Genomic DNA, 12,249 nt, shown 5'->3' on the forward strand with positions numbered 1-12,249 from the left:
GGCGGTATTGAGCGGCCATGCGCATCCTGCTTGTTGAAGACGATCCCGACCTGGGCGAGGCGATTGCCCGCAAGCTGCGCGGCGAGAACTGCGCGGTCGACCTAGTCGACAACGGCATCGACGCGCAGCACCTGGGCGAGACCGAACCCTATGATGCGGTGGTCCTCGATCTTGGCCTGCCTGGGAAAACCGGCGCGGCGGTGCTGGCGGAATGGCGCAAGGGCGCCAAGACCGTGCCCGTCCTCGTCCTGACCGCGCGCGAGGCCTGGGCCGACAAGGTTTCTGCCTACAAGGCCGGCGCCGACGACTATCTCACCAAGCCGTTCCGCATCGAGGAACTGATGATGCGCCTGCGCGCCATCGTGCGGCGCGCGGCCGGGCATGCCAACCCGCAGATGGTCTGCGGCCCCTTGGTCTTCGAAAGCCAGACCGGCCAGTTCGAACTGGATGGCCTGCCGCTCAAGCTGACCGCGTTCGAATGGCGCGTGCTGTCGCAACTCATGATGCGGCGCGAAGCAGTGGTCGAGCGGCTCGACCTGATCGAGCGCATCTATGAAGGCGATGCCGATGTCGATTCCAATACGCTCGACGTGATCATCGGGCGTTTGCGGCGCAAGATCGGCGCCAGCCTGATCGAAACCGTGCGCGGGCGGGGCTATCGCCTGACGGCGAGCGGCGTAGCGGCATGAAACCCAAGTCTTTGCGGGCCAGGATGCTGGCGCTGTCGGCGATCGCCGCTCTGGCGGCGCTCGTCATCGCGGCATGGTCGATCGCCGGCATCCTTACCCGTTTCGTGACCGAGGGCCTGGACCAGCGGCTCGACGCGCAGATCGCCGTGATGGCCAGTGCCGTGCGTGACGATGGCACGATCGACCGCGCCCGCATCGACAATCAGATCGGCGTCATGACGCTGCGCCCCGACTGGCGCTGGCGGATCGTCGGGCCAGACGGAGAAATCGGCTCGTCCGATTTTCCCACGCTCGATCCAGCGCCCCTGGCCCCGCCCCACCCCCCGCTCTTGCCGCCGCCGCCGCCCGGTGCGCCCGCTCCGGCGGCGGAGGGCGTGACCACGCCATCCGCCCCGCGTGATGGCCAGGATAGCGGCGGCCGGGTTCATGCCCGGCAGGCGGTGATCCGCACCAGCCGGGGTGCGGTTACCCTAATCGCCGCCGCGCCTTCGCAAGTGATTGCCCGGCCCATCCGCGCCGCGCTTGTCCCGCTCCTGTCGATCATTGCCGTACTGGCCGTACTGTTCATGCTGGCCGCGCTGTTTCAGCTTCGCCTGGCGCTCAGGCCGATTGCCGCGTTGCGGGATCAGCTTGGTCAGATTCGCCACGGCACGCGCACTACCGTGGACGAGGATCAACCAGCCGAACTGAAACCGCTGGCGGTCGAACTCAACGCGCTGTCCCGTGAAAGCGCCGCTGCCTTGCAGGCGGCCCGCGCCTCTGCCGCCAATCTTGCCCATGCGCTCAAAACCCCTGTGGCGACGCTGGCCCTGACGGTGGACGGCGACGCCCGCGCGACCAGCCAGATCGCCAGGATCGAAGAGGTCATCCGCCATCACCTCGCCCGCGCCCGCACCGCAGCGGTGGCGCATCGCGCCCGCACGCCCCTGGCCCCGGCCGTGGCCGATGTGGCGCAGGTGATCGGCTCGCTTCACCCCGGCCTGGCGTTATCGGTCGATGTGCCCAGCGCGCTGGCCGTCTCACTTGATGGGCACGACCTGTCGGAAATCCTCGGCAATCTGCTCGACAATGCGGCCCGCCACGCCCGTTCGGCCATTGCCGTCACGGCCTGGGCAGACGGCAACCGCACACGCGTGGCGATCGAAGACGATGGCCCGGGGATTGCCGCCGACCAGCGCGAACTGGCGCTGCAACCCGGCGTCCGCCTCGATGAAGCACCACAGGGCGACGGGTTTGGCCTGGCGATCGTGCGCGACCTTGTGGCGCTGCACGGCGGCACCCTGAACCTGGCGGAAGGTGCCCAGGGTGGCTTGCGCGTTGAGCTGGCGCTGCGCGCCGCCCGATAGCGGCCCTTCCGCTCAGCGCCCGGTGAACTGCGGCTTGCGCTTGTGCGCAAAGGCTTCGATCGCCTCGGCAAAATCGGCAGTGCGGCCGGCGGCCGACTGGTTGGCGCGCTCGATCTCCAGTGTCGTCGAAAAATCGCATTCCAGCGCACGCGCAACCTGCCGGCGGATCATGCCCAGCGCGAGCGTGGGGCCAGCGGCAAGCCGGTGCGCCAGGGCCATGGCCTCGGCCATGACATCGTTATCGGGCACTACCCGCGTCACCAGGCCAGCCGCCTTGGCCTCTGCGGCCCCAAGCCGCTCGCCCAGCAGGGCCAACTCCAGAGTGCGACAGCGGCCAATGCTGCGCGCGGCGAGCCAAGTCGCCCCGGCATCGGGCACCAGGCCAATATTGGCAAACGCCATGAGCAGGTAGCCGCTCTCACCCATCACCACGAGATCGCCAGCCAGCCCCAGGCTCATCCCCGCGCCGGCGCACGGGCCATTGAGCGCAGTGACCAGTGGCACGTCGAGCGCAGCCAGCCGCGTGACCACGGGATGATAATAGGCATCGAGCGTTGCGCCCAGGTCATCGGTTGCATTACCGCCCAGATCAGCGCCTGAACAGAAATAGCGCCCCTCGCCCGTCAGCACCACCGCCCGCGCGCCATCGGCCACGGCAAGGTCAAGCGCCTGGCCCAGTTCGACGAACATCGTCTCGCTCAAGGCATTGAGCCGATCCGGGCGATCGAGCGTGATCGTCACCACGTCGCCCTCGCGGGCATAGCGCACGGTCTGGAAATCCATCATCCTGCATCCTCTTGGCGACCCGCTGCCTTGTTCGCGGCGCGCAGCCAGGCACCATCGACGCTGGCCAGCTCCGGCGCAAGCGTGGGGCGATCAGATGGCGTTGATATCCACCACCGTCGGGATCGTATCGTTGAGCAGGATGATCTTCTTGCGCGCAATGGACCACCCCGCCTCGGTGCGCACCAGGCGATATTCATATCGGCCAAAGAACACGTCGGCCCGGTCCATCCGCACATCGAACCGATGACAGGTGAACGCCGCCGAGACAGTGCCCAGTTCCGCGTCGGTCACCAGGATGTTCGACACCAGGTGGACAACGCGTGGCGCTGGGCTGGATGCCACCGACAGCCCCGATTGCAGGCGCATGATCCGGTCCTCGAGATTGCGCCGCCCGCGATAGTAGATCAGCGAGAGTTCGCGATCCGGATCGTCGGACAGCGTGACCTCGTCACGCCAGGTGGGCATCCAGAATTCGATGTCCGGCGTGAACAGCGCCAGCCATTCGGCATAGCGCCCAGAGTCCATCAGCAGGGCTTCGCGGTAGAGCAGGTCGCGCGCGGCCTCGTATGTCAGCGCGTGGCTCATGCAGCCAGCTCCGGCGCCATGCGTGCCGCCCAGGCGCGATAGTAGTTCTGCAGCAGGGTTTCATCGCTCAGCCGCGAATCCGCCAGCACATTGTGCGCGGGTTTGAGATCGATACGGTCGCCAAAGCGATTGCCGCCCGGCTGGGTCGCGGTCATCCCCCGCCCGTGTCCTTGCAGCCAGGGCTGCACCGTGCCGGCAAAGCCGGCCTGGCAGTTTTCATAGGACACCGTGTCATCGGGCGTGGCCATGCCGGTGGGATTGAAAAAATCTTCATACTGGCGAATGCGCTGGCGCCGCGCCGCGGCGCTTTCGCCCTTGGGCGCGATGCACCAGGTGCGCATCTCGGTCATCCCCGGGCCGATCGGGCGGATTACACGCAACTGGCTCGAGGCGTTTTCGGCGATCTGGAGATTGGGAAAGATCGTCAGGTTGCGCATGTTGAACATCCAGTCGCGCTTGCCCTCGCCCAGCCGCGCGCCCAGCGCACCGGCTTGCTCATACAGCGGGATCGCCGGCGTGATGCCGAATATGCCCCAGTTGAGCACATGGCCGTGATCAAAGCTGAAGCTGCCTCCCGCCACGCCTTGCGCTTCTTCCTTCCAGTAATCGCTGTTTTCCCAGACCGATGCGACCACATCGGCGCTCATTTCCTGCTGCCGCCGCTCCAGCACGCTGATGTAGGAGGGATGGGCCGAAGTGAAATGATACGCGTCAGAGCAGTTTTCGAGCTGCAGCTTCCAGTTGGCGGCAAAGGTGAAGGTGACCTGACCCGGCACCAGTTCCAGTCCATCCTCGCTCTGATCCGCCACCAGGTCGAGCAGCTTGGCCGCCTCACCCAGGTAATCGGCCAACGATAGTTCGCCAGGCGCCAGGCTGCCGAACAGAAAGCCGCGATAGTTGCCAAAGCGGGGCAGCGGCGCCAGGCCATGGTCCTCGCTGTCGAACGCCTGGGTATAGCAGCCCGCGTTCTTCCATTTGATCGCGCGGTTGCGGCCGGCGCTGTCAAAGCTCCAGCTGTGATAGGGGCAGACATGCAGGCGCGCGTTGCCCTGGCGCACCTGTGCCAACCTGGCGCCCTTGTGCGGGCACGAATTGATGAAGGCCCGCAACTGCCCCTCGCCATCGCGCTGGACCAGCACGGGGGCGCGGCCGATCGTGGTGGTGAAGAAATCGTGCGGCCCGGCAGCCTGTGATTCCATGCCCAGGAACACCCAGCCCTGCTCGAAGATCGCACGCTGTTCGGCGGCAAAGACATCGGCATCGGTGAAGATCGCGCGGTTCACGCGGAAGATGCCCTCGTCCGGCCGATCGTCGATCAGGTCAGCCAGTTGAAACGTGCCCATCGCCTTGTCTCCCACCCGGCTCAATCGATCACCGCTTCCACCAGCGTCGGCCCGGCCGCCGCGAGCGACCAGGCCAATGCAGCATCGAGCGTGGCAGCGTCGCTGGCCGATCGGCCCGGAACGCCGTGCCCGGCCGCCAGCGCCACGAAATCCAGCTCGGAAAACTGCGTGCCGACCAGATGCTGCATGCCGAAATGACGGCCGAAATGATGCAGCGCCTCGTACCGTCCGTTCTTGAGGATCAGGAACGTGATCGGCAGGTTCCATTGCGCGGCGGCATGCAGGCCCTGGATCGCGTACATCGCCGACCCATCGCCCAAGACCGCGATCACCTTGTCGTGCGGGCGGGCCAGCGCCATGCCGACTGCCGCCGGCAGGCCATGGCCGAGGCCGCCACTGGCGGTGGTGTAAAAGGTATCGGGGCAAAGGATCGGCAGGCGATCATGCATCGGCCCGCGGCTCGACGGTGCCTCTTCCACGATGATCGTCTGCGGCGCGCGCAGGTCGGCCAGCCGTTGCAGCACATAGCCATCGGTCATGGCCACGCCATCAAGCCGCGCCGGCCGTACCAAGGGCGCAGGCCGGGCGCGCGGCGCGGGACGGGAGGCAGCAAGCAGGGCATCGAGCGCATGATGGCATTGCGCCACGATTGCCCGCCCCGCTGGCGCCCAGGCGGCGTGAACGTGATTGTCACCGATCAACCAGAGATCTGCCTCGGGCGGCATGTGCGGCCCCTGCCCGTCGACATGATAGAGATTGACCGGCCCGCCCAGCCCCAGGATCACGTCGTGGCTGGCAAGCGTGGCCACGATCGCCTCGCGACTGGCAGTGAGGAAGCCCCCGAACAACGCGTGGTCTTCGGGAAACCCACAGCGCCCCGCCATTGGCGCAACGTAGACGCGCGCCTGGTGGCGTTCCGCCAGGGCCACCACCTGCTCCCACGCGCCGTCGCGCGCCACGCCGGCCGCCACGACCAGCGCCGGCTGCCGCGCCGCATCGAGTGCGGCCGCGCATTCGGCAATGGCCACAGTCGATGGCAGGCGATCGGCAGCGACGCGCCGGACCTGGTGTGGCGGACAAGGCTGGTCCCAATCATCGATCGGGATGGAGACGAACGTCGGTCCGCAGGGCGGTTCCATCGCCACGAGCCAGGCCCGCTCGATTGCCGCGGGCACATCCTGCGCGCGTGCCGGCTCGCACGCCCACTTCACGAACGGGCGCGGAAATTCCGCGGCACGCTCGGCAAACAGGAACGGTTCATAGGGCAGGATCGCCCGCGCCTGCTGCCCGGCGGTAACCACCAGCGGAGTCTGGTTTTTCCACGCCGTGAACAGGTTGCCCAGGGCATGGCCCACCCCGGCCGAACTGTGCAGGTTGACGAACGCCGCGCGGCCGGTGCCCTGGGCAAAGCCATCGGCCATGCCCAGCACGACGCTTTCCTGAAGCCCCATGACATAGCGGAAATCATCGGGAAAATCGCGGAACAGCGGCAGTTCGGTGGAGCCGGGATTGCCGAACAGCGTGGTCATGCCCAGCTCGCGCAACAGCGTGATTGTCACGTCGCGAACGGTCCGCATCCTGAAATCTCCCGATCTTTTGCCGCAGTCTCGCGCATTTGGCGATAAGTTCAATTGCAAATCCAGGAGAAAGTCATACCGTCAACGCATGGATTTTGATGAGCGCGAGTTGAAAGCCTTTCTGGCCGTGGCCGAATGCGGCAGCCTGGGGCGCGCGTCACGCCAGGCCAATCTGACCCAGCCCGCGCTCAGCCGCCTGATCCACCGCATGGAGGAACGGCTGCAACAGCCGCTGTTCGATCGCACCACGCGCGGCATGGTGCTGACCGATCCGGGCGTGCTGCTGCAACGCCATGCCCGCCACCTGCTGGCCGACATGCACACGCTGCGCGATGAACTGGCGGCGTTTCGCGGGCTGCGGCGCGGCGTGGTGCGCATTGGCGCGACCGCCGCCGTGATGCGCACCCTGGTGGCGACGCACGCCGGGCAGATGCTGGCCGACAACCCCGACCTGGCGTTCGAGGCGATCGAAGACGTCGACAGCGGCCTGGTGCGCGCGCTGGAGCAGCGGCAGATCGACCTAGCGATCACCTCTGGCCGGGTGGAGCAGGACGCCGCCGATGCGCAGTGCCTGGGCCGCTGCGACCATGCCGACATGTTTGCCGTGTTCTGCGCCGCCGACAACCCGATCGCCGACAGCCCCGATCTCGCCAGCGTCTTTGCCCATGGCTGGGTCATGCCCGAGGCGGGGCTGACCCCGCGCATCCGGTTCGAAACCCTGGCCGCGCAACTGGGGCACCAGGCCCGCGTCGTGGCGCGCACCAGTTCGGTCGAAACGATGATCGCCATTGCCGGGGCCAGCCAATTGCTGTGCTGGTTGCCGGTCCCGCTGCTCGAACCCTATGTCGCCAGCGGGCGCCTGCGCCAGCTCAGCGTGCCGGCGCTGGAAACCTGGCGGCAATTCTGGGTCTATCGCCGCAGGGCGGGCGTGCTGCCCGATGCCGCGCAGCGGTTCCTGCGTTACCTGCCAATCGTGCCGCTGTGAGCCCTGCCCGGCCGGCGGGTTGACACTGTCAAATCCCGATCCGGATACTCGCGCCTGTGCAGGCACACGCGCCTGTGTGCACACGTGGGAGAATTCGGGGATGCAGCGGATCGTGGTAATCGGTGCAGGCGCAATGGGCTGCCTGTTTGCGGCAAAGCTGGCCCTGGCCGGACATCGGGTGACCGTGGCCGACGTGGACCAGGCGCGGATGGACGCGATCGCCGCGCAAGGCATTGCGCTGTCACTGGACGATGGTGATTTTGCCGCACGGGTCGGCGCTTGCCCGATCGCTGCGGTGGACGGGCCGGTCGATCTGCTGGTCCTGTTCACCAAGGGCATGCACAGTGCCGCAGCAATCGCGTCTGCCGCGCATCTGGTCGATACCGGTTGTACCGTGCTGACCCTGCAAAACGGGCTGGGCAATACCGACGCCATCGCGACGGTGTTTCCGCGCGAGCGCATCGTCTGGGGCGTGACCGACTTTCCCGCGGACCTGCACGGTGCCAATGCGGTTTCTTCACACGGGCAAGGCCATGTCTGGCTGGCAGGACTGATCGCGGCCGCCGACACGCAGGCGCGCCATGTGGCGGATATCCTCGATGGCGCCGGCCTCAACGCCCGCTTCGCCCCAGAGGTAGAGGCAATGGTGTGGGACAAGGTTGCCTTCAACAGCGCGCTCAATGCGCTCTGCACGCTGGGGCAAGTGCCCGTCGGCCGCTTGGACAGCGCCCCGATCCGCCGCATCGTCGGCATGATCATGGACGAAATCGCCGCCATTGCCCGGGCGGAGGGCATCGCGTTCGATCGCACTCGAACCATGGCCAAGGTCGATTTTGCCCTCGCCAATCACACCGGGCACAAGCCCTCGATGCTCCAAGATCGGCTCGCCGGCCGGCGCACCGAGGTCGAGTCCATCAACGGCGCGGTGCTGGCCATTGCTGCCCGCCATGGCCTTGCCGCTCCCACACTTGAACTCGTCACCGATCTGGTATGCTTGGGCGAGCCGGCATGACCGCCATGGCCTGATCAGCCGCGCCGCCGCGATCGCGCGCGCGGGGTCAGCGCGTCGAGCGCGTCGGCATTGTCGCGCGCCCAGCCATACAGCGCCTCGACCGGTACGACGAAGCGCTGGCCCAGCGCGGTCAGCGCATAATCCACTTCAGGCGGTGCGACATCATCGCGCGTGGTGCGCGCCAGCAAGCCACTCGCCTCCATTTCCCTGACCGTCTGGGCAAACATCTTTTTGGAAATGCCCGGCAGGCTGCGCAGCAGCGCCGCGCTGCGGGCCCGCCCGTCATGCCGCGCATGCAGGGTGTGCAGCACCATGCTGGTCCACTTAGTGGCAAACAGTTCCAGGATCCGGCGCGGGGCACAATCCTCGCGCCATTCCTCTTCCGGGCTGCCCGGTATCACGGCGGCACTCCTTGCTTTGCCAACGATATCGCTGCCCTTCCAACGCCAGTGGTTACCATCTGGTGCCTTCTTGGCGCCGGGCGAGCGGCGCCCCAATTAGCGGTTTTTGCTCAACAAGGAACCATCGATGACCAAGACTGCCCTTGTTGCCGGGGCCACCGGCATCACCGGCCAGGCCATTGCCACGCTGCTTCATGCCCAAGGCTGGCGCGTGCTGGGCCTGGCGCGCAATCCGCTGCCGCTGCCCGGGGTGGAGCCGATCGCCGCAGACCTCACCGATGCCACTGCCACCGCCGCCGCACTTGCCGGGCATCGACCCGATGCCGTGTTCGTCACCACCTGGCTGCGCCGCGCCACGGAACAGGAAAACATCGCGGTCAACGCGGCCATGGTGCGCAACCTGCTGCGCGCGGTGGAGCCGGCTGGCAGCGTCGGGCATGTGGCACTGGTCACCGGCCTCAAGCACTATCTTGGTCCGTTCGAAGCCTATGGCCAGGGCAACCTGCCCGATACGCCGTTTCGCGAGGATCAAGCCCGCCTGCCGCTCGACAATTTCTATTATGCCCAGGAAGACGAACTCTTCGCCGCCGCGCAACGCAGCGGCTTTGCCTGGAGCGTGCACCGCCCCCACACCGTGATCGGCAAGGCCGTGGGCAACGCGATGAACATGGGCACCACCTTGGCGGTCTATGCCACGCTGTGCCGTGAACTGGGCCGTCCATTTCACTTCCCGGGATGCGCGGCGCAGTGGAATGGGCTTACCGACATGACCGACGCGCGGCAATTGGCGCAGCAACTGCTGTGGACCACGACTACGCCCGCTGCGGCAAACCAGGCGTTCAACTGCGCCAATGGCGATATCTTCCGCTGGCGCTGGATGTGGCCACGCCTGGCGCAATGGTTTGGCGTGGAACCGGCCGGGTTTGACGGCAGCGTGCGGCCACTGGCCGATCAGATGGCGGGCGATGCTCCGGTGTGGCGCAGCATCGCCGCGCGCGAAGGCCTGGCAGAAGCAGACCTCACCCGGCTCGCCTCGCCCTGGCACACCGACGCAGACCTGGGCCGCCCGATCGAGGTGGTAACCGACATGGCGCGCTCTCGCAGCCTGGGATTTACCGGCTATCAGGCGACGGACACTGCCTTTTTCGATCTGTTCGCCCAGCTGCGCGCCGAACGCTTGATCCCCTGAAACGCCGCGTGCCGCGCCACCACCGTCATGGCGCGGCACGCTTCACCGGCACCGCGCCGGTATTCCACCCCAAAAGGCACCGATTTTGCCATTGCCGGGGTGTTGCCCGCTGTGATTTTGTCAGGCACGGTGCCGCGACAGACCGCATTGGCGGCTGCATGGGGTGGGATATCGGCCGTGGCCAATTTGCAGGAGAGCGCGTTACCCATCGCCGACACGCCCACGCTGTCGCGCGCGCGCGACCTGTTCGGGCGCGTGATCAATGGCCATGACCTGGGCGGATCGACCCCAGCCACCGTTGCCGACCGCATCGAGCAGTCGATCTGCCTGACGCCAAGCCCCGCTGTCGTGCTGACCGAAGGCAGTGTTGCCGCGACGTTTGGCGTTGGCCGCCGCGTGGCGCGGCAGACCAGCCGCATCCTGCAATTGCGCGGTGTGATGGAACCCCGGCGCGGCGGCAAGGGCAAGGGTGGGCTGCGCGTGTGCCTGCCCGGCCTCGACCAGACGCTGGACACCATCCGCAGTGACATCATTGCCAGCAATTCGCCGGCCGCGATGGAAGATGCGCGCCAATGGCTGCAGGCGGAAATTGTCGGGCAGGATGATCCGCTGGGGCGCTTGGTGCGGGCCATGCTGCAAGACGCACCGGTGCAGCAAACCCGTGCGCCGTGCCAGACGCAGGCGTTGCTTCCAACCTGGTCCGAGCTTGAAGAGCCGGCCTCGCGCGGGCATCGCCTGGCGGCGAAACTGCGCCAGCAGATCGCTCTGCTGCCGCCCGGTGAAACGTTCCTGGGCTCGCTCGCCAGCATCGCGGAAGCCCATGACACCAGCCTGGAAGTGGCGGTGGAAGCCGTGCGCATCCTGGCCGATGCCCAGCACGTGGTGATGCGGCGCGGCCGCGGCGGTGGCGTGTTTGCCTGCGAACCGCAAGCTGGCAGGGCGCTGCATATGATCAACGCCTTTATCGCTGCCAACGCGGTCTCGCCTGATCGTTGCCGCGCCGTGCTCAACCGCGCCAATATCGGGATGATCGATCTGGCGCGGGCGCGACAGGATGCCCGCTATCTCGACCGCGTCGAGCGTTCGTTCCAGAAAATGCAGCAGGCGCCCAATGCCACGGTGCTGGGCCAGAACTGGTATGGCTTCATCCGCGATATTGCCGATATGTCGGGCAACGGCGTGCTGCACTTCATTGCCCGCGCCATGGCGGGATCGATCCTTATTCGGCGCACCCGCAGTGCCGACCTGCCCGAAGCCGCCGCCCGCGAATTGTTCGAGGCCAGCCGGCAGATCCATGCCCATCTGATTGGCGGCAGCCAGGATGCCCCCAACGAAGCGCAGTGGCGCTGCCAACTGGCCCTGCAGGATTACTGGTAAGGCTGGGACAATCAGCGCCCAAGGCGCGCAATATGTCGGGCGATTTGAAGATAGACTGCCTCTACCACCTCGCGCGTGCCGCCGCGCAGGTTATAGGCGTGGTCCTGATCGGGCACCTCAATATATTCCAGCAAGCGGCCGCGCGCGTTCAGGCGCTGGGCATAGGCGGCAGCCTCTGCCCGCAAGAGATCCAGCCCTGCGGCAATGACGATCGCCGGCGGCACCTTGTCGAGCAAATCATCGGGTGCGCCCACCAACGGCGAGGCGCGCATATCTGCACGTATCGATGGATCGGGCACATAGACCGCATTGAACAGCCGCGCGACACCCGGTGAAATGACCGGACGCGCCGCCCGGGCCTGCTTGTGTGCAGGCGGCGTGACGAGATCGAGCGGCGGGTAATGGAGGATCTGCGCGGCGATGGGCGGCCCGCCTGCCTGGGCAAGCAGCAGGCTGGCAGCAGCAGCCAAACCGCCACCGGCACTTTGCCCACCCACGGTCAGCCGATCGCCGTCCCACCCCTGCGCCCCCGCCTGCGCCGCCACCCAGCGGATCACCTCGCAGGCTTGCTCTACCGCTATCGGAAAGCGTCGCTGCGGCGCCAGCGCATAATCGACATTGATGACACAGACGCCGGCCCGCTCGGCCAGGAACGCGCAAAATGCATCATCCTGCTCGGGGTGGCCCATGACGTAGCCACCGCCATGGAAGTTGACGTGAACCGGCACCGGGCCCGCCGTGTTGTGCGGCGCGAACACCGTGGCCGCAGCACTCCCTTGCGTGGTTGGAATCGTAATGGTGCGGCAACGCCGAGGAATTTCGTGAAACGCCAGCCCACTTTCCGGCTGGGCCAGCCGTGGCGCCACCATCCGCTGCATTGCCCGCGCGATCGTATCGGCAATCAATGGCATGGCAGGCGCTCCATCAGCGATGCAGCATCGGCCGGGTGACCCCGACCG

Annotated in this window: 12 protein-coding genes; 6 read left to right on the top strand and 6 right to left on the bottom strand. The window is 66.8% G+C overall.

Translation table 11 applies throughout. From position 1 onward, the window contains the following. Nucleotides 1-17 precede the first annotated feature (17 nt). Entirely contained in the window at nt 18-689 is a 672-nt protein-coding gene (locus ABIC78_RS07835; protein WP_062784559.1) for a response regulator, read from the top strand. Next, nucleotides 686-2,035 (top strand): ATP-binding protein, encoded by a 1,350-nt coding sequence (locus tag ABIC78_RS07840; RefSeq protein ID WP_354488721.1) that lies wholly within the window; start codon nt 686-688, stop codon nt 2,033-2,035. Before ABIC78_RS07835 ends, ABIC78_RS07840 begins: the two co-directional genes overlap by 4 nt. A 12-nt stretch (nt 2,036-2,047) precedes the next feature. On the opposite strand, the gene ABIC78_RS07845 is transcribed toward ABIC78_RS07840, so the two are convergent. The 4 genes from ABIC78_RS07845 to mdlC form a co-directional block, all read right to left on the bottom strand. Then, the gene (locus tag ABIC78_RS07845; protein WP_354488723.1) at nt 2,048-2,818 is read right to left on the bottom strand and encodes an enoyl-CoA hydratase-related protein; all 771 of its coding nucleotides are present in this window, start codon (nt 2,816-2,818) and stop codon (nt 2,048-2,050) included. Nucleotides 2,819-2,911: 93 nt separating this feature from the next. Further along, complete coding sequence (locus ABIC78_RS07850; protein WP_354488725.1) at nt 2,912-3,406, bottom strand: aromatic-ring-hydroxylating dioxygenase subunit beta; 495 nt, start codon at nt 3,404-3,406, stop codon at nt 2,912-2,914. Continuing rightward, nucleotides 3,403-4,764 (bottom strand): aromatic ring-hydroxylating oxygenase subunit alpha, encoded by a 1,362-nt coding sequence (locus ABIC78_RS07855; protein ID WP_354488842.1) that lies wholly within the window; start codon nt 4,762-4,764, stop codon nt 3,403-3,405. The genes ABIC78_RS07850 and ABIC78_RS07855 overlap by 4 nt, the downstream gene beginning before the upstream one ends. Nucleotides 4,765-4,769: 5 nt before the next feature. Continuing rightward, nucleotides 4,770-6,326, bottom strand: coding sequence for a benzoylformate decarboxylase (mdlC, locus tag ABIC78_RS07860; protein WP_354488727.1), 1,557 nt, complete (start codon nt 6,324-6,326; stop codon nt 4,770-4,772). A gap of 88 nt (nt 6,327-6,414) precedes the next feature. Here mdlC and ABIC78_RS07865 point away from each other — a divergent pair, with 88 nt between their 5' ends. Beyond that, on the top strand, nt 6,415-7,311 hold the full coding sequence (locus ABIC78_RS07865) for a LysR family transcriptional regulator (protein ID WP_022676558.1): 897 nt from the start codon (nt 6,415-6,417) through the stop codon (nt 7,309-7,311). Between the two features lie 100 nt (nt 7,312-7,411). Next, nucleotides 7,412-8,323, top strand: coding sequence for a ketopantoate reductase family protein (locus ABIC78_RS07870; protein WP_354488729.1), 912 nt, complete (start codon nt 7,412-7,414; stop codon nt 8,321-8,323). 14 nt (nt 8,324-8,337) lie between these two features. Here the strand turns inward: ABIC78_RS07870 and ABIC78_RS07875 are convergent, their stop codons facing one another. After that, nucleotides 8,338-8,724, bottom strand: a complete 387-nt coding sequence (locus ABIC78_RS07875) for a winged helix-turn-helix transcriptional regulator (protein WP_022676560.1) — start codon at nt 8,722-8,724, stop codon at nt 8,338-8,340. A gap of 127 nt (nt 8,725-8,851) precedes the next feature. Here ABIC78_RS07875 and ABIC78_RS07880 point away from each other — a divergent pair, with 127 nt between their 5' ends. Both ABIC78_RS07880 and ABIC78_RS07885 read left to right on the top strand, forming a co-directional pair. After that, nucleotides 8,852-9,913, top strand: a complete 1,062-nt coding sequence (locus ABIC78_RS07880) for an SDR family oxidoreductase (protein WP_354488731.1) — start codon at nt 8,852-8,854, stop codon at nt 9,911-9,913. Between the two features lie 177 nt (nt 9,914-10,090). Beyond that, entirely contained in the window at nt 10,091-11,290 is a 1,200-nt protein-coding gene (locus ABIC78_RS07885; RefSeq protein WP_354488733.1) for a hypothetical protein, read from the top strand. Between the two features lie 11 nt (nt 11,291-11,301). Here ABIC78_RS07885 and ABIC78_RS07890 read toward each other — a convergent pair whose 3' ends face one another. Beyond that, nucleotides 11,302-12,201, bottom strand: a complete 900-nt coding sequence (locus tag ABIC78_RS07890) for an alpha/beta hydrolase fold domain-containing protein (protein WP_354488735.1) — start codon at nt 12,199-12,201, stop codon at nt 11,302-11,304. Nucleotides 12,202-12,249: the final 48 nt, after the last annotated feature.

The organism is Novosphingobium sp. 1529, from assembly GCF_040544855.1.
GTDB classification, from domain to species: Bacteria; Pseudomonadota; Alphaproteobacteria; order Sphingomonadales; family Sphingomonadaceae; genus Novosphingobium; species Novosphingobium capsulatum.